We start from the raw sequence: 16,424 nt of genomic DNA on the forward strand, positions 1-16,424 counted from the left end.
GGCTTGCCCCGCGATAGCGTCCGATGGCCATCGCGGGGCAAGCCCGCTCCCACAAGGTATACCTGGGGCTGCTGAAAGCTCAGCGATCAGGCAGGGTGATGTTCAGTTCCAGAATCGAGCAGCTGCCCTGGTTTTCCAGTTCGATCTGCACGTCGTCATTGCCGATGTTGACGTACTTGCGAATCACCTCGACCAGCTCCTTCTGCAGGGCAGGCAGGTAGTCCGGGGTGCTGCGCTGGCCACGCTCGTGCGCCACGATGATCTGTAGACGCTCTTTCGCTACCGACGCGCTGCTCTGTTTCTGTCTGCCACGAAAGAAGTCAAAAAGGTTCATGGTTTACTTGCCTCCAAACAGGCGTGCGAAGAATCCTTGCTTCGGCACTTCGATGAACCGCAGTGGCTTGGGCTTGCCCAGCAGGCGGTCGACGGTGTCACTGTACGCCTGGCCGGCATCGCTCTGGTCATCGAGGATGACCGGGATGCCCTGGTTGGACGCCTTGAGCACTGCCTGGGATTCGGGAATCACACCCAGCAGTTCGACCGAGAGGATTTCCTTGACGTCTTCGACGCCCAGCATTTCGCCCTTCTCGACACGCTCTGGGTGGTAGCGGGTGATCAGCAGGTGTTCCTTGATCGGGTCGTCACCTTGTTCCGCTCGGCGCGACTTGCTCGACAGCAGGCCGATCATGCGGTCGGAGTCACGTACCGAGGAGACTTCCGGGTTGGTCACGACGATGGCTTCGTCGGCGAAGTACATCGCCAGGTGCGCGCCTTTCTCGATACCGGCCGGCGAGTCGCAGACGACGAACTCGAACTGCTCCTTGAGCTCCATCAGCACCTTTTCCACGCCTTCCTTGGTCAGCGCGTCCTTGTCGCGGGTCTGGCTGGCGGCCAGCACGTACAGGTTCTCGAGGCGCTTGTCCTTGATCAGGGCCTGTTGCAGGTTGGCTTCGCCGTTGACCACGTTGACGAAGTCGTAAACCACGCGGCGTTCGCAGCCCATGATCAGGTCGAGGTTACGCAGGCCGACGTCGAAGTCGACGATGACAGTCTTGTGCCCACGCAGTGCGAGGCCGGTACCGATAGCGGCGCTGGTGGTGGTCTTGCCCACACCCCCCTTGCCGGAAGTAACCACGAGAATCTTGGCCAAGGTGTTTCACCCCTAAATAATCGGGACAGGCGTCCCTGCAAATACAAAAAAACGGCAACGGTAAAAAGTTGCGCTAAAAATGCCGGCAAGTATCCGTTAAAGACGGGTGATGTTCAACACGTCACCGGACAGGCTGACCTGCACGCCCGAGCCCCACAGCGGGTCGCGGCGCAGGTCTTCGCAAACTTTGTACTGGCCGGCGATGGAGACCATTTCCGCGGTCATCTGCTGGCAGAAGATGCGCGCCTTGGTATTGCCCTTGATCCCCGCCAGGGCCCGGCCGCGCATGGCGCCGTACACATGGATGTTGCCATCGGCAAGAAGTTCCGCGCCCGGGCTGACGGAGCCGGTGACCACCAGGTCGCCGCCCTGAGCATAGATCTGCTGGCCGCCGCGCACCGTCGTGGTGATGATGCGCGTCGGGCGCACTTCGGGTTCGGCTGGCGCCGGTGGCGGTGGCGGTGGCGGTGCAGGTTCCGGCGCTTTCACCTCCGGCTCCGGCTCCAGCGGGCGCTCGCGGGCTCCGGAAGGCGGCAGCACCGGCAGGTCGATGGCGATCGCCGCGGCGATGTCCTCGATGCGGTTGGCGCGGATCGCCAGGGTGCGCAGGCCATGATGGCGGCAGACGCGCATCAGCCCGGGCAGGTCGATGGCGCCCTCGTCAGGGGGCAGCTTGTCCAGCGCCAGCACCAGCGGCGTGTTGCTGAAGAAGTTCGGCGCCTGCGCCACCTTCGCCGCCAGCTGGCGGTCGAGGGATTCGAGGTCGTTGCGCGCCAGTTCCAGCACGGTGATGGCAAGCATGCTGCCCTTGAGCTGGAACACGGGGGCGTTGTCGGGTGTCTGGTTAGGGCTCATGGTCTGCATAGACGGCTTGTTGCGAGAAAAGTGCCCTGACTTATAGCGATAAGACCGATTGCCCGCAACCGATGTAGAATGCTCGGCCCTTGTCTTGCCGGAAGCTTCAATGGAACGCCCGCGTTTTCGCCGCCTATTCCTCCACCCGCGTTTCTGGGCCCTGTGGCTCGGTCTGGGCCTGTTGTGGCTGGTCGCCCAGTTGCCCTACCGCGCCCTGCTCGGGCTCGGCCGCGTTCTCGGTGCGCTGATGTACCGGGCGGCCGGCGAACGCCGCCGCATTGCCGCGCGCAACCTTGAATTGTGTTTCCCCGAGCTTTCCAGCGACGAACGGCAGCGCCTGCTCAAGGAAAATTTCGCCTCCACCGGCATCGCCTTCTTCGAAATGGCCATGAGCTGGTGGTGGCCACAGGCCCGCCTGGCCCGCCTGGCGCACATCGAAGGCATCGAACACCTGCAGGCTGCCCAGCGTGAAGGGGAGGGGGCGATCCTCATGGCCGTGCACTTCACCACCCTGGAGATCGGCGCCGCGCTGCTGGGCCAGGTTCACACCATCGACGGCATGTACCGCGAGCACGGCAATCCGGTGTTCGACTTCATCCAGCGCCGTGGCCGCGAGCGCCACAACCTCGATTCGCTGGCGGTGGAACGCGACGATGTGCGCGGCATGCTCAAGCTGCTGCGCAAGGGCCGGGCGATCTGGTATGCGCCCGACCAGGACTACGGCATGAAGCAGAGCATCTTCGTGCCACTGTTCGGCATCCCGGCCGCCACCGTTACCGCCACCAGCAAGTTCGCCCGCCTGGGCAAGGCCCGGGTGATCCCCTTCACCCAGAAGCGCCTGGAAGATGGCAGCGGCTACCGCCTGGTGGTGCACCCGCCGCTCGAAGGCTTCCCGGGGGAGACCGAAGAGGCTGACTGCCTGCGCATCAACCAGTGGGTCGAAGGCGTGCTGCGCGAGTGCCCGGAGCAATACCTGTGGGCGCACCGGCGGTTCAAGTCGCGGCCCGAGGGTGAGCCGCGGCTGTACGACAAGAAAAAGCGCTGAGTGTTTCGATTGCAGGGCCGGCCTCATCGCTGGCAAGCCAGCTCCCACAGGGATCATGCATACCCTGTGCCCGGCGATGTACCTGTGGGAGCTGGCTTGCCAGCGAAGAGGCCCTAGAACCAACCAGTAATCCAGGAAGGACTCGATGACCCCCACCACCGGCCTGATCCTCTCCGGCGGCGGCGCCCGCGCCGCCTACCAGGTCGGCGTGCTCGCCGGCATCGCCGAACTGCTGCCGCCCGGCGCGGCCAACCCGTTCCCGGTGATCGTCGGCACCTCCGCCGGCGCCATCAACGCGGTCAAGCTGGCCAGCGGCGCCACCCGCTTCGCCGAATCGGTGCAGCACCTGACCGCCTTCTGGCAGAATTTTCGCAGCCACCTGGTACTGCGCAGCGACTGGCCCGGGGTGATCCGCCAGGCCAGCCGTTTCGTCGGCCACAGCCTGCTGGGCCTGGGCGGCCAGGTGCCGGTGGCACTGCTCGACAGCCGCCCGCTGCGCAAACTGCTGCACCAGCACCTGGACCTGGACGGCATTGCCCATTCCCTGGCCGCCAACCAGTTGCGCGCCATCGCCGTGACCGCCTTCGGTTATGAGTCCGGCCAGGCGGTGACCTTCTATCAGGGCCGCGACACCATCGAGCCCTGGCTGCGCCACCGACGCATCGGCATGCCTACGCCGCTGACCATCGACCATCTGTTGGCCAGCTCCGCCATCCCGCTGCTGTTCGCCCCGGTGCGGCTCGGCGAGGAGTTTTTTGGCGACGGTGCGGTACGTCAGTCGGCGCCGATCAGCCCGGCCCTGCACCTGGGGGCCAGCCGCGTGCTGGTGGTGGGCGTCAGTGGCAACCCACAGCGCCCGGCGCCGCCGTTGCCCACCCAGCGGGTGTTCAGCGGCCAGCAGCCGAGCCTGGCGCAGATCGGCGGGCACATGCTCAACAGCACCTTCATCGACAGCCTCGAAGACGACATCGAGTTGCTGCAACGCCTCAACCACCTCAGCCACATGTTGCCAGCGCACCTCGATGCACGGCGCCTGGGGCTGGCACCGATCGAGGTGCTGGTGGTGGCGCCAAGCCAGCCGCTGGACGAGATTGCCGCGCGGCACCGGCGCGACTTGCCAGCGGCGCTACGGCTGTTCCTGCGCGGGCCGGGGGCGACCAAAACCAGCGGGGCGGGGGTGCTCAGCTACCTGCTGTTCGAGGCGAGCTATTGCAGCGAGCTGATCGAGCTGGGGCGCAAGGATGCCTTGGCCAAGAAGCGCGAGTTGTGCCAGTTCCTGGGCTTGCCGGGCTAATCAGTCCCCCTGTAGGAGCGGCCTTGTGTCGCGAAAGGGCCGCAACGCGGCCCCGGGATTTCAGTGTGAAAGCAGAAATCGCCGGGGCTGCGTTGCAGCCCGTTCGCGACACAAGGCCGCTCCTACAGAGGCCGCGCTGGCGCTATTCGGCGATCTGCAACTTGCGCGCCTGGGTGTACACGTATCGCAGCTTTTCATACTCGAACGGCGAGTTGGTCTGGCCATAGCTGAAGTTGGTGCTGTTGCGCTTGTCGATGGCCCGCATCAGCGTGATTTCCGGGTGCTCTTCGGCAGACTCCGGCACGTCCAGGTAATTGACCGCCTGCTCGCCCACGTAATCCACCACCAGCCCGGTGGTGTCGCGCAGGTTCGATGGCCCCAGGATCGGCAGCATGATGTACGGCCCTTCCGGGACGCCATAGAAGCCAAGTGTCTGGCCAAAGTCCTCGCTCTGGCGCGGCAGCCCCATGCTGGTCGCCGGATCCCACAGCCCGCCCACACCGAGGATGGTGTTGAACATCAGTCGCGCGGTGATTTGTGCCGAGCGCTTGGCCTTGAGCTGGAACACGCTGTTGAACAGGTTCGGTACATCGCCCAGGTTGTTGAAGAAGTTGTTCACCCCGGTGCGCACGAAGCTTGGGGTGATGTAGCGGTAGCCATCGACCACCGGCAGGAACACCCACTGGTCGAAGCGGTAGTTGAAGTGATAGATGCGCCGGTTCATCGCTTCCAGCGGGTCATAGATGTTCAACGCCGCCAGGGTCGAGCGCTCGAACTCGCGCTGGTCCAGGCCCGGGTTGAACTTGAGTTCGCGCAGCGGATCGAGGAACCCATCGGGTTCTGCGGTGAGGGCCGGGGCCTTGTCGGCCTCGACCACGCTGGCCCGGGGCGCGACTTCCTCGGCCAGGGCGCAGCTGCTGGCGAGCAGGGCGGTGACGAGCAGCAATCGGTTAACCACGGAAGAACTCCAGCATGGCGTCGCTGTTGACGCGGTAATTGAGGTTGCCGCAGTGGCCGCCATGGGGGTACAGGGTCAGGCGCTCGCCGAACACCCGGCGCAGGAAACCGATGTCGCCGGGGCCGAGGATCACGTCGTCGGCGTTGTGCATCACGGCGATCTTCGGGCTGTCGTGCAGGTAGTCGGCGAGGGCGTACAGGCTGACCTGGTCGATCAGCTGCAGCAGGCTGTTGCCGTCGGTGCGCGCGCGCCACATGGGGATCACCTGCTCGGTCAGGTAGCAGTCGAAATCGCACTGCAGGGCACGCTTGAAGAACGGCGTGAGGCTGGTGGTTTCGGTAATCGGGAATTTCGGCGGAATGATCAGGCCGCGGCGGTTGATCAGGTCGGAGGTGAAGGCGATGTCGGCTGCCGAGAAGCGGAACGAGGTGCCGATCAGCATGGCCATCTGTTCGTTGGACAGGTGCTGGCGCGACTGCTGGAAGTCGTACAGCAAGGCTTCGTTGAGGTCGATGTAGCCCTTGTCCTGGAAGTAGCGGGTGAGCTTTTCCAGCATCAGTTCGTAGAACGTGGTGCTTTTGTCGATGCCCTTGACCCGGGTCTGCACCAGTTTGTCCAGGTTGCTGATCGAGGTGTACAGGTTGACCGGCGGGTTGAGCAGCAGCACGCGCTTGAAGTTGAAGCTGCGCCGGGTTTCGTCCAGCTTGCTGACGAAGGCTGCATCCAGCGCCCCCAGGCTGTAGCCCGTCAGGTAGTACTCGCTGACCGGCAGGCGCGGGTGCTGGGCGCGCACCGCCTGCATCACCCGGTACAGGTCCTTGGCATCCTCGGCGCTCACGCCAGGCGTGGCAAAGCGCGAGGCCGCGCTCATGAAGTCGTAGCTGGTCGGCGAGGACAGCTGCACCACGTGGTAGCCGGCCTGATAGAACAGTTTTTTCAGGTATTCGTTGATCGAGCTGAAGTAGGGCGCGCCGGTACCGGCGATCAGGAAGATCAGCGGCGCCTCGTGGTCCTGCCTGGCCAGGCGGTAGCGCAGTTTCTTCACTGACCAGAAGTTGTCCGGCAGGGTGAACTCGCGTTCCGGGCGCAGGGTGAGGCTGTAGTCGTCCTGGTTGATTTCATCGTCACTGGGCAGCGTCGGGCGCTGCTCAGGCGGGGTGGTGGCGATGGTCGCCTCGAACGGGTTGGTCAATGGGTAGCCGTAGCTCGCGGCATCGATATCCCGCGCCGAAGCGGCCGCAGCCATGAGCAGGCCGCCAAGCAGCGCGGCGAGGCGCAAAGATCGAAGCATGTAGTCCCCCAGAAAAACGCAAGGTCGTGCAGTTTGTACGCAGGCTAGGACCATGGTCGGCACGGCAAAGTTGCCTGCCGTTCATACCTTTGTCGCACCAGATGTTGTTGTCCACGGCAATGTCTGTGTTGTGCAACATAGCCGCTGGGCCATGATTTTGCCTTACATCGGCCCGTGAGCGATCATTCACGCTTTCGATTGCCGCTATTGGAGAACCGGATGTCCCGTTCGTGGCCGCTCATTGCCTTGCTGCTGTTCCTGCCCCTGTGGTTGGCCGCCAGTTATGGCGTGCGTTATGGCTTGATGGAGGCGGCCCAGTGGGTCGGCTTGTGTTCGCAGCCGGGGGATATCTGGCAGTGCCAGGTGCGCTCGCTGCTGGGCTTGGGCATTCATTTCCAGGTGATCGCCTGGAGCGCGTTGGGGCTGGCGCTGGTCGCCCAGTTGGCTCCGGGCCGCCTGGGGCGGTGGCTTGCAGTGCTGGCGCTGGTGTTCGGGCTGCCGGCGCTGGTGCTGTATACCGCGAGCATCGCGGTATTTGCGGTGGTCCTGGCAGGCTTGCGCTTGGTCAGGTAATTACCGGCTTGCTGGGTCGGGCTTGGAGGGTGGCGGGCTGAAACCTCAACTCAGCACGTGTTCCACCGGCTCCAATGCCGGCGGCAAAGGCTCATGCCCCAGCGCCGCCAGTACATCGCGCTCGAGGGTGCGCACCAGCGCATCGGTCGGCAGGTCGTTCTCATCCCGGCCGAACGGGTCTTCCAGCTCGTTGCCAATGGCATCCAGGCCGAAGAAGGTGTAGCTGACGATGGTGGTGAACAGCGGCGCCAGCCAGCCCAGCGGTTCGGCCAGGGCGAACGGCAGCAGCAGGCAGAAGATATAGATGGTGCGGTGCAGCAGCAGGGTGTAGGGGAATGGCAGCGGCGTACCCTTGATCCGCTCGCAGGTGGCCTGCACCTCCGACAGCCCCGACAGGCGCTGTTCCAGGGTGGTGTAACGGAACTCGCTGATCACCTGCTGCTGCGCCAGCCGCGAACATTGCGCACCGATGTCCTGCAGGATGCCGTTGCACAGATTGTGCGGGGTCAGTGGCGCCTGCTCGGCCAGCCAGGGGCGGGCGGCGCGCAGTTCGTCCTCGTTGCGCAGCCGGGCATTCAGGGCGTGGGCAAAACCGCACAGGCTGCGCAACATCGCCGAGCGCAGTTGCGCATCCTCGATCACCACGCTTTCACGCACGAACGAACGCACCTCGATGATCATCCGCCCCCAGGCCTTGCGTCCTTCCCACCAACGGTCGTAGCAGGCGTTGTTGCGAAAGCTCATGAAGATCGACAGTGACAGCCCGAGCAGGGTGAACGGGGTGGCGCTGACCGGGTAGAACAACGCCGGGTAGTGCCGCTCGATGAGCACGATCAGTGCGGCCAGCAGGGTGACCATCAGGCAGCGCAACGCGATGCGCTTGACGATCGAGCCCTTGAGGGTGAACAGCACGCGCAGCATGTCGGGGCGGGAGTGGACGATCAAGAGGGGTTCCCGAGGCGGCCGTTCAGCCGCCGGTCATGTTCATGAAACGCAGGATCTGCACCTCGCCACCCACTTCGAAGTGGTGACGCCAGGGTTTGAGCTGCATGGCCTCGCGGATGGCCTTGTCCAGGCGGGCGCTGTCGCCGGGGTGCTGGCGCAGCACCTGCTTGAGGTCCAGCGAGTGCTCGTTGCCCAGGCACAGCAGCAGGCGGCCTTCGACGGTCAGGCGCACGCGGTTGCAGGTGGCGCAGAAGTTGTGGCTGTGGGGCGAGATGAAGCCTACCCGGGTGTTCGGCGCTTCGGCCAGGCGCCAGTAGCGGGCCGGGCCTTGGGAGGATTCGGCCGACTCGATCAGGCTGAAGTGCCCGGCCAGGCGCTCGCGCACATCGTCGCTGGAGCAGTAGGACTCGTCGCGCTGGTGTTCGCTGATCACCCCCAGGGGCATTTCCTCGATGAACGAGATGTCCAGCTCGCGGTCGATGGCGAAGCGCACCAGGTCGACGATCTCGTCGTCGTTGCGGCCCTTGAGCACCACGGCGTTGAGCTTGGTGCGACGAAAACCGGCGGCGCGCGCGGCATCGATGCCGGCGATCACCTGGTGCAGGTCACCGGTGCGGGTCAGGGCGCGGAAGCGCTCGGGGTCGAGGCTGTCGAGGCTGATGTTCAGGCGCGATACGCCAGCATCGAACAGCGGCTGGGCCAGGCGGCCGAGCTGCGAGCCATTGCTGGTCAGGCACAGTTCACGCAGGCCGGGCAGGGCGGCGATACGTTCGCAGAGCCCGACGATGCCCTGGCGAACCAGGGGCTCACCGCCGGTCAGGCGGATCTTGCGGGTGCCCAGGGCGACGAAGCGTTCGGCCACCTGGTAGAGCTCTTCGAGGCTGAGGATCTGCTGGCGCGGCAGGAACTGCATGTCCTCGGCCATGCAGTAGACGCAGCGGAAATCGCAACGATCGGTGACCGACATCCGCAGGTAGTCGACCTTGCGGTTGAAACCGTCGATCAGGGCCTGGGGGTTCTGTTCCACGTTGGCGCTCGAGAGGGTTGGGGCTATGCAATCCAAGCTATCGCCTGGGGCCAGACCCGTCAAATTGCTTTCCCTGACCGCTTGATCAATGGCCTCTATCAAGGGCCAGGCAGATGCGTGCACGGCATTCTCGTGGGAGCGGGCTTGCCCCGCGAAAGGTCTATTACAGACACCTGAAACCCATGATCGACACCGCCTATCACCCCGTCAGACATTTCGATTGGACGCCCCCACACCACCCTCCATAGGCTGGAAAAAAGCAGCGGACAACATGATCCGCCGCACCTTTACCATGCCCGCGTGAGGATTGACCGCATGAGCCAGGACCAACACATCAGGGACTACAAGGGGCCGGCCGCCGGCTGGGGCGCGCTCAAGAGCGTGACCAAGAGCTGGCTGGGCAGCGAGAACGCCTTCAAGAATCTGCGGGCCATGCTCAAGACCAACCAGAACGGCGGCTTCGACTGCCCCGGTTGCGCCTGGGGCGAGTCGCCGGAGAGCGACATGGTCAAGTTCTGCGAGAACGGCGCCAAGGCGGTCAACTGGGAAGCCACCGGCCGCTCGGTGGACCCGGCTTTCTTCGCAAAGTACAGCGTCAGCGCGCTGCAGGAACAGACCGACTACTGGCTCGAATACCAGGGCCGGCTGACCCACCCGATGCGCTATGACGCGGCCAGCGATCACTATGTCGAAACCAGCTGGGACGAGGCCTTCGCCCTGATCGGCCAACACCTGAACAGCCTCGAGTCGCCCGACCAGGCCGAGTTCTACACCTCGGGCCGGGCCAGCAACGAGGCGGCGTTTCTCTACCAGCTGTTCGTCCGCGCCTACGGCACCAACAACTTCCCCGACTGCTCGAACATGTGCCACGAAGCCAGCGGCGTGGGCATGGCCGAGACCCTCGGCGTGGGCAAGGGCACCGTGGTGTTCCATGACCTGGAGCTGGCCGACGCGATCTTCGTCATCGGCCAGAACCCCGGCACCAACCACCCGCGCATGCTCGAACCGCTGCGTGAGGCGGTCAAGCGCGGCGCCCAGGTGGTGTGCTTCAACCCACTCAAGGAGCGCGGGCTGGAACGCTTCCAGCACCCGCAGCACCCGCTGGAGATGCTCAGCAACGGCTCCGAGTCCACCAGTACCGCGTACTTCCGTCCGGCGCTGGGCGGCGACATGGCGGCCATGCGCGGTATCGCCAAGTACCTGTTGCAGTGGGAGCGCGAAGCGCAGCTCAACCATGAGCCGCCGGTGTTCGACCATGCCTTCATCGCCGAGCACACCAGTGGTGTCGAGGCTTACCTGGCCGTGGTCGAGGCCACGCCCTGGGATCATATCGTCGAGCAGTCCGGCCTGACCAAGGCCGAGATCGAGCTGGCGGCGCGCATGTACCGCAAGGCCGAGCGGGTGATCATGTGCTGGGCCATGGGTGTGACCCAGCACCGCCACTCGGTGGCGACCGTGCAGGAAATCGTCAACCTGCAACTGCTGCGCGGCAACGTTGGCAAGCCCGGCGCCGGCCTGTCACCGGTACGCGGCCACAGCAACGTGCAGGGCGACCGCACCATGGGCATCGACGAAAAACCCAAGGCGCAACTGCTCGACGCCCTGGAAAAGCGCTTCCAGTTCAAGGTGCCGCGTGCCCATGGCGACAACGCCGTGCTGGCGATCAAGGCCATGGAGGAGGGGCGGGCCAAGGTGTTCGTCGCCCTGGGCGGCAACTTCGCCCAGGCCACCCCGGACACGCCACGCACCCACGCGGCGCTGCGCAACTGCGCGCTGACCGTGCAGATCTCCACCAAGCTCAACCGTTCGCACCTGGTCACCGGGCGCGACGCGCTGATCCTGCCGTGCCTGGGCCGTACCGAGATCGATAGCCAGGCTGAGGGCCCGCAAGGGGTGACGGTCGAAGACACCTTCAGCATGGTGCACATCTCCCATGGCCAGCTGAAGCCGCGCTCGCCGCACCTGCGCTCGGAGCCGGCGATCGTTGCCGGCATGGCCAAGGCCACCCTGGGCAACATGCCGATCGATTGGGAATACGCGATTGCCGACTACGGCCGCATCCGCAGCATGATTGCCGATGTGATTCCAGGCTTTGCCGATTTCAACGAGCGGTTGCAGCATCCGGGCGGTTTCCACCTGGGCAACAACGCGGCGGACCGCACCTTCCGTACCGCCACCGGCAAGGCGCGCTTCACCCCGAGCCTATTGCCCGAGCAACTGGTCAACGACCAGGTGCTGGCCCGTGGCGACAAGCCCGACCTGATCCTGCAGACCCTGCGCTCCCACGATCAGTACAACACCACCCTGTACGGGCTGGATGACCGCTATCGCGGGGTGTTTGGCCTGCGCGAAGTGGTGTTCGTCAACGAGGCCGATATCCGCCGCCTGGGTTTCGAGCCGGGCGAGCAGGTGGACCTGGTGTCGTTGTGGGCGGATGGCCGCGAGCGGCGGGTGTCGGGGTTCCGCCTGGTGGCCTATGACGTGCCCGAGGGGCAGGCGGCGGCGTACTACCCGGAGACCAACCCGTTGGTGCCGTTGGAGAGTTATGGCGACGGCACTTACACGCCAACCTCGAAGTTCGTCGCGATCAAACTGGAGAAGGCCAGCGCGGGGAACCGGATCGCGGCGGCAGTGGCTGACTGATTCCGGGCGTCACGCACGCCTTGTGTAGGAGCGGCCTTGTGTCGCGAAAGGGCTGCAGCGCAGCCCCGGCGATTTCTGCTGTCACGCCAAAACCCTGGGGCCGCGTTGCGGCCCTTTCGCGACACAAGGCCGCTCCTACAGTGGATGTGCGAGCCCGCTCAGCGGTTCACCGGATACGCCGTGGTGTACTTCATCTGCTCCATGGCAAAGCTCGAGGTGATGTTCGACAGCCCGTCGGTACTGGTGATCAGTTTCTTGTAGAAGCGGTCGTAGGCGGCGATGTCGCCCACCACCACCCGTAGCATGTAGTCCCAGTCGCCGGACATGCGGTACACCTCCATCACCTCCTCGAACGCGGTCACCGTGTCGGCGAACTGCGCCAGCCAGGCGCTGTCGTGGCGCTGGGTCTTGAGCTGGACGAACACCGTCAGGCCCAGGCCCAGGCGCTGGGGGTCGAGCAGGGCGACGCGGCCGCGGATATAACCTTCGTCCTCCAGGCGCTTGACCCGCTTCCAGCAGGGGGTTGTGGTCAGGTTGACCGCTTCGGCCAGGTCCTTGAGGGAGATCGAGGCGTCGCGCTGGAGCAGGGTGAGAATGTGCTGGTCGAAACTGTCCATGTCGCTCTTGGGCTCCAGGCGAGAAAAAGTTTCCCGAGATTAGCCGTTGGCGATGCAGCTTGGAATCGCTATGGCCCGCATAAGGTAATAATGTTCTGGCTGGCGCCGGTCGCTGGCGGATATGAGATAGTTGCGCTTTTCCACCCTTAGTCAATGGACCCGACCATGTCCGAAAAGCCGCGCAATTTCGCCACCCGCACCATCCACGCCGGCGAGCAGTCCAGCGTTGCCGACAACGCCATCTTCCCGGCCATCGTCACCTCCAGCTCGTTCATCAAGCGTGGCCTGGACGACCACCCCGAATATGCCTACAGCCGGGTCAGCAACCCCACCCGGCATGCCTATGAAACCTGCGTGGCGGCCCTGGAGGAGGGTGTCGGCGCGGTGGCCTGTGCTTCTGGCGTCAGCGCTACGGCCACGGTGCTCGAGCTGCTGTCCAAGGATGCCCACGTGGTGGTGATGAACGGCGTCTACGGCGGCACCTTCCGCCTGCTGGAAGACTACCGCGGGCGCACCTCGGGCCTGACCACCACCTACGTCGACCTCAACGACGTCGAGGCCGTGGCCGCGGCGATTCGCCCGAACACGCAACTGATCTGGATCGAGTCGCCGACCAACCCCTTGCTGCACCTGGTCGATATCAAGGCGGTCTGCGACCTGGCCCGCGCGCGCGGGATCATGACCTGCATCGACAACACCTTCTGCTCGCCGTGGAACCAGCAGCCGATCACTTTGGGCGTGGACCTGGTGATGCACTCGGCGAGCAAGTACATCGGCGGCCACTCCGACCTCACCGGCGGCGTGGTGGTGGCGGCCAACGACGAACTGCTGGGGCGTCTGCGCAAGATCAGCATGGCGGTGGGGGCGATCCAGGGGCCGTTCGATTGCTACCTGGCGCTGCGCGGGCTGAAGACCCTTGACGTGCGCATGGAGCGCCAGAGCGCCAACGCACTGCGCGTGGCGCAGTACCTGGAAAGCCACCCGCAGGTCGAGCAGGTGTATTACCCAGGGTTGGAGAGCCACCCGCAGCATGAATTGTGCAAGCGCCAGATGCGCACCGGCGGGGCCGTGGTGGCCATTCGCATCAAGGGTGACCGGGCTGCGGTCAACCGCCTGGTCGAGGCGCTGCAGATCTTCGTCCTGGCCGATTCGCTGGGCGGCGTGGAGAGCATGATCAACCATTCCTGGAGCATGTCGCACAACTCGCTCAGCCCTGAGCAGAAGGGCGTGATGGGTATCAGCGAGAACCTGGTGCGGTTGTCGATGGGGATCGAGGACTATCGGGATCTGATCGAGGACCTGGATACGGCGCTCAAAGCGTCCGCCTGACGGCTGGTAACGCCATCGCGGGGCAAGCCCGCTCCCACAAAACATGCGCCGAGGCGTGGGAGCGGGCTTGCCCCGCGATCATTTTGAAGGGTTTACCCGGTTATCCGGGGTGTTCAGGACTTGGGCGGATGGACGATCCGTTCAATCTTGTCCTTGATCAGCAGCCGCTCCTTGCGTAACAGGTTGACCTTGTCGTCGGCGCTGCCGTTGCCTTCGGCAGCCACCACTTCCTTGTCCTTGGCGTTGTAGTCCTTGTGCAGCTTGTGCAGGTCCTGATTCTTGTCGATCAGGGCCTGGAACTGGTCGGCGCTAACGTGCAGGTCTGCGAGCAAATCGTGCGGAACTGGCATTTCTTCACCTCTTTCAGGGTTGGCGAACGGGCCTGAACCATGAGGATAGCCGCCTTTGCCCCAATGGGGGACTGGGTTAGGCTGTCGCACACCCTCCCTTGACCGGAACCTGCGCCATGCCTCACCTGAACCTGGAATACAGCGACAACCTGGGCGAACTCAACGTCGACCTGCTGTTGTTGCGCCTTAACCACGCCCTGGTGGGCAGCGGCCAGTTTGCCGACGAAGCCGACATCAAGAGCCGGGCCCAGGCCTTCGCTAAGTACCGGGTGGGCACGGCACCGGGTGAGCGTGCCTTCGCCCATGTACGGCTGGCGATCCTCAGCGGGCGCTCGGAGCAGGTGAAGCAGCAGTTGTCGGGCAGCCTGCTCGCGGTGCTGCAGGAGGCGATCCCTGCCCAGGCCGGGCTGGATATCCAGCTGTGCGTGGAGGTGCTGGACATCGACCGTGAGCCCTACGCCAAGCTGCGACTGCCGGCTGAATAAAAGCTGAATGAAACTTGTTTAATTGGTGAAAGCTGCATTCCGACCAATTGTTACCAAGTTTTTCACAAAAAATTGATGCTAGCCTTCTTAGAGTTCGGCCAACTTCCCAAGGTGCCCGCCCGGGCACCCTGGCCGCTCATGAACTCTACCTGCGAATGCCATGCTCAACGTCAAATCCCTGCGGACTGAATGGGTCACGCTGCTGGCCAGCCTTTACCTGTTGATCGGCCTTAACACCTTCCTCTGGCAACACCTGCAAGCCATTGTGCCGCCCGGCATGGTGGGGCTGTGGCTGGGGCTGGCATTCGCCGTGCTGATGTTGTTCGCCTTCAATCTGATATTGACCTTGTTGGCATTCAAGTATGTGTTGAAACCGGTATTGATCCTGTTGTTCATGAGCGGCGCGGGCGTTGCCTACTTCATGAATCAATATGGCGTGCTGATCGATACCGGCATGTTCCGCAATGTGGCGGAAACCAACGTTGCTGAAGTTCGCGACCTGCTGTCGATCAAGTTTGCGCTGTATATCCTGTTGCTCGGCGTGCTGCCGTCGCTGTTGGTATGGAAGGCAAAAATTGCCTACCGCCCCTGGTACCGCGAAGTGCTGGGCAAATTGGTGGTGACGGGGGCCTGTGTGGCGGCGCTGGGCTCGGTGGCACTGGTCAACTACCAAGGGCTTGCATCGCTGTTTCGCAACCACCACGAACTGCGCCTGATGCTGACCCCGAGCAATATCGTCGGTGCGTCCATTGGTTATGTCAGCGAACAGTTGGGTACTGCATCACGGCCTTTCCAGCCATACGGCACGGATGCCCACCGCGATGCCGCCTGGCAGCACCATGAGCGCAAGTCGCTGACCGTGCTGGTGGTGGGTGAAAGTGCCCGCGCCGAGAACTTCGGCCTGCTTGGCTATGCCCGCGACACCACGCCGAACCTGGCCAAACAGCAGGGCCTGCTGAGCTTTACCGATGTGCACTCGTGCGGTACCGAAACCGCCGTGTCGGTGCCGTGCATGTTCTCCGGCATGACCCGCAAGGACTATGACGCCCGCGTGGCCAAGAACCGCGAAGGCCTGCTCGACATCCTCCAGCGCGCCGGCCTGGCCGTGCAGTGGCGTGACAACCAGTCCGGCTGCAAGGGCACCTGCGACCGCGTGCAGTTCATCGACGTGAGCAACCTTGCCGACCCGGCCCTGTGCGCCAACGGCGAGTGCCACGACGAGGTCCTCCTGCAGGGCCTGGGCGAACTGATCGACAACCTCGACAAGGACACCGTGCTGGTGCTGCACCAGATGGGCAGCCACGGCCCCGAGTACTTCAAACGCTACCCGACGGGCAGCGAGCCGTTCACCCCGGTGTGCCGCAGCAATGCGCTGAACCAGTGCAGCCAGGCGGAAATCGTCAACGGCTACGACAACACTCTGGCCTACACCGACAAGGTGCTTGGCTCGCTGATCGATACCCTGCGCAGCAAGCAGGACAAGGTCGACACGGCGATGATCTACCTGTCCGACCACGGCGAGTCGCTGGGTGAATACAACCTCTACCTGCACGGCACCCCCTACGTGATGGCGCCGGAGCAGCAGAAGCACGTGCCGTTGTTGACCTGGTTCTCCGACAGCTACCAGCAGGACTTCGGCCTGGACACCGACTGCCTGGCCAAGCTGCGCGACGCGCCACTGTCCCAGGACAACCTGTTCCACTCGATGCTCGGCCTGTTGCAGGTACGCACCGATGTCTACCAGCAGTCGCTGGACATGTTCGCCAGCTGCCGGCCGTGGTTGGCGGCGGGGCGCTGAAGCAGGGTTTTAACGACATCGCGGGGCAAGCCCGCTCCCACGACATAGCGCCGAGGCGTGGGAG

Annotated in this window: 16 protein-coding genes; 7 read left to right on the forward strand and 9 right to left on the reverse strand. The window is 64.2% G+C overall.

The genetic code is table 11. From position 1 onward, the window contains the following. Window positions 1-79: 79 nt before the first annotated feature. From minE to minC, 3 genes are all read right to left on the reverse strand, one after another. Window positions 80-334 carry a cell division topological specificity factor MinE gene (gene minE / locus ABE459_RS23585; protein ID WP_023631120.1) on the reverse strand — a complete coding sequence of 85 codons (255 nt, stop codon included), beginning with the start codon at window positions 332-334 and terminating at the stop codon, window positions 80-82. A gap of 3 nt (window positions 335-337) precedes the next feature. Next, window positions 338-1,150 (reverse strand): septum site-determining protein MinD, encoded by an 813-nt coding sequence (gene minD / locus ABE459_RS23590; RefSeq protein ID WP_110996258.1) that lies wholly within the window; start codon window positions 1,148-1,150, stop codon window positions 338-340. Between the two features lie 96 nt (window positions 1,151-1,246). Further along, entirely contained in the window at window positions 1,247-2,014 is a 768-nt protein-coding gene (gene minC / locus ABE459_RS23595) for a septum site-determining protein MinC (RefSeq protein ID WP_323833034.1), read from the reverse strand. A gap of 100 nt (window positions 2,015-2,114) precedes the next feature. Between minC and ABE459_RS23600 the strand changes: the two genes are divergently transcribed. Continuing rightward, window positions 2,115-3,050, forward strand: a complete 936-nt coding sequence (locus ABE459_RS23600; RefSeq protein ID WP_125463049.1) for a lipid A biosynthesis lauroyl acyltransferase — start codon at window positions 2,115-2,117, stop codon at window positions 3,048-3,050. Between the two features lie 145 nt (window positions 3,051-3,195). Then, window positions 3,196-4,344 (forward strand): patatin-like phospholipase family protein, encoded by a 1,149-nt coding sequence (locus tag ABE459_RS23605; RefSeq protein WP_323833036.1) that lies wholly within the window; start codon window positions 3,196-3,198, stop codon window positions 4,342-4,344. 142 nt (window positions 4,345-4,486) lie between these two features. Here ABE459_RS23605 and ABE459_RS23610 read toward each other — a convergent pair whose 3' ends face one another. Beyond that, window positions 4,487-5,302 (reverse strand): VacJ family lipoprotein, encoded by an 816-nt coding sequence (locus tag ABE459_RS23610; protein ID WP_323833038.1) that lies wholly within the window; start codon window positions 5,300-5,302, stop codon window positions 4,487-4,489. Further along, on the reverse strand, window positions 5,295-6,593 hold the full coding sequence (locus ABE459_RS23615) for a serine/threonine protein kinase (RefSeq protein WP_323833041.1): 1,299 nt from the start codon (window positions 6,591-6,593) through the stop codon (window positions 5,295-5,297). The genes ABE459_RS23610 and ABE459_RS23615 overlap by 8 nt, the downstream gene beginning before the upstream one ends. Window positions 6,594-6,812: 219 nt before the next feature. Here ABE459_RS23615 and ABE459_RS23620 point away from each other — a divergent pair, with 219 nt between their 5' ends. Then, window positions 6,813-7,166: a hypothetical protein gene (locus ABE459_RS23620; protein WP_323833043.1), complete on the forward strand. Its 354-nt coding sequence runs from the start codon at window positions 6,813-6,815 to the stop codon at window positions 7,164-7,166. A 45-nt stretch (window positions 7,167-7,211) separates the two neighbouring features. On the opposite strand, the gene ABE459_RS23625 is transcribed toward ABE459_RS23620, so the two are convergent. Continuing rightward, window positions 7,212-8,111: a bestrophin family protein gene (locus ABE459_RS23625; RefSeq protein ID WP_258705911.1), complete on the reverse strand. Its 900-nt coding sequence runs from the start codon at window positions 8,109-8,111 to the stop codon at window positions 7,212-7,214. Between the two features lie 22 nt (window positions 8,112-8,133). Further along, complete coding sequence (gene moaA / locus ABE459_RS23630) at window positions 8,134-9,138, reverse strand: GTP 3',8-cyclase MoaA (RefSeq protein ID WP_323833046.1); 1,005 nt, start codon at window positions 9,136-9,138, stop codon at window positions 8,134-8,136. Window positions 9,139-9,453: 315 nt separating this feature from the next. Here moaA and ABE459_RS23635 point away from each other — a divergent pair, with 315 nt between their 5' ends. Beyond that, complete coding sequence (locus tag ABE459_RS23635) at window positions 9,454-11,781, forward strand: FdhF/YdeP family oxidoreductase (protein WP_323833048.1); 2,328 nt, start codon at window positions 9,454-9,456, stop codon at window positions 11,779-11,781. A 158-nt stretch (window positions 11,782-11,939) separates the two neighbouring features. Here ABE459_RS23635 and ABE459_RS23640 read toward each other — a convergent pair whose 3' ends face one another. Beyond that, window positions 11,940-12,398: an Lrp/AsnC family transcriptional regulator gene (locus ABE459_RS23640; RefSeq protein WP_323833050.1), complete on the reverse strand. Its 459-nt coding sequence runs from the start codon at window positions 12,396-12,398 to the stop codon at window positions 11,940-11,942. A 153-nt stretch (window positions 12,399-12,551) separates the two neighbouring features. Here ABE459_RS23640 and ABE459_RS23645 point away from each other — a divergent pair, with 153 nt between their 5' ends. Next, window positions 12,552-13,727: a PLP-dependent aspartate aminotransferase family protein gene (locus ABE459_RS23645; protein ID WP_323833052.1), complete on the forward strand. Its 1,176-nt coding sequence runs from the start codon at window positions 12,552-12,554 to the stop codon at window positions 13,725-13,727. Window positions 13,728-13,840: 113 nt separating this feature from the next. Here ABE459_RS23645 and ABE459_RS23650 read toward each other — a convergent pair whose 3' ends face one another. Continuing rightward, window positions 13,841-14,077 carry a YdcH family protein gene (locus tag ABE459_RS23650; protein WP_125463057.1) on the reverse strand — a complete coding sequence of 79 codons (237 nt, stop codon included), beginning with the start codon at window positions 14,075-14,077 and terminating at the stop codon, window positions 13,841-13,843. 116 nt (window positions 14,078-14,193) lie between these two features. Between ABE459_RS23650 and ABE459_RS23655 the strand changes: the two genes are divergently transcribed. Both ABE459_RS23655 and ABE459_RS23660 read left to right on the forward strand, forming a co-directional pair. Then, entirely contained in the window at window positions 14,194-14,562 is a 369-nt protein-coding gene (locus ABE459_RS23655; protein ID WP_153787162.1) for a 5-carboxymethyl-2-hydroxymuconate Delta-isomerase, read from the forward strand. Window positions 14,563-14,722: 160 nt separating this feature from the next. Then, window positions 14,723-16,360 (forward strand): phosphoethanolamine--lipid A transferase, encoded by a 1,638-nt coding sequence (locus tag ABE459_RS23660; RefSeq protein WP_323833054.1) that lies wholly within the window; start codon window positions 14,723-14,725, stop codon window positions 16,358-16,360. The last annotated feature ends 64 nt before the right edge of the window (window positions 16,361-16,424 follow it).

The sequence above is a fragment of the Pseudomonas sp. TWI923 genome (assembly GCF_039673365.1).
Lineage (GTDB): Bacteria > Pseudomonadota > Gammaproteobacteria > Pseudomonadales > Pseudomonadaceae > Aquipseudomonas > Aquipseudomonas sichuanensis.